Below are 580 nucleotides of genomic sequence, written 5' to 3'. Positions count from 1 at the left end.
TGCAAATTACCTGACCAAATGAGGTGAAGACCTTTGATAATCAGCGAAATGCAGCACAAGCTCGCAACATGGGCCGAAAGCGATCCGAACCGACGGTTCGATCGTCTTGTTCGGCTCATTGCCGATCGGGAATGGCTTGCTGAGGCCGCCCGGATCGTTCTGGCGTCGAGTGGCGCACGGACGCCGGGCATTGACGGAATGGATAAGCGACGGATGCAGGCCGGGCTGGATCACCATGTGGCCGACCTGCGGACGAACCTGCTGAAGGGCACCTATCGCCCGAAGCCGGTCAAGCGGATCTATATCCCGAAAACCAATGGCAAGCTACGACCGCTGGGTATACCGACCTTGACAGATCGTATTGTCCAGCGCGCCATGCTGATGGTCATGGAGCCGATCTGGGAAGCGACTTCCATCGCTTGTCCTATGGCTTCCGGCCGGAACGCAGCGTGCACCATGCCGTTCGTACCGTGAAGTTGCAGCTTCAGGATGGCACGGACACAACGAGGGGCCGCTGGATCATCGAAGGTGATCTGGCGAGCTACTTCGACACCGTTCATCACCGGCTGCTTCTGCAATG

At 58.3% G+C, this 580-nt stretch carries 1 protein-coding gene; it reads left to right on the top strand.

What is annotated here, in order from left to right:
- Positions 1-33: 33 nt before the first annotated feature.
- A complete protein-coding gene (locus tag NYR54_RS19155) occupies positions 34-474 on the top strand; it encodes a reverse transcriptase family protein (protein WP_261517289.1) in 441 nt (146 codons plus the stop codon).
- Positions 475-580 lie beyond the last annotated feature (106 nt).

Source organism: Chelativorans petroleitrophicus, assembly GCF_025398195.1.
GTDB classification, from domain to species: Bacteria; Pseudomonadota; Alphaproteobacteria; order Rhizobiales; family Rhizobiaceae; genus Chelativorans; species Chelativorans petroleitrophicus.
This window is presented reverse-complemented; position numbering and strand designations above follow the sequence as displayed.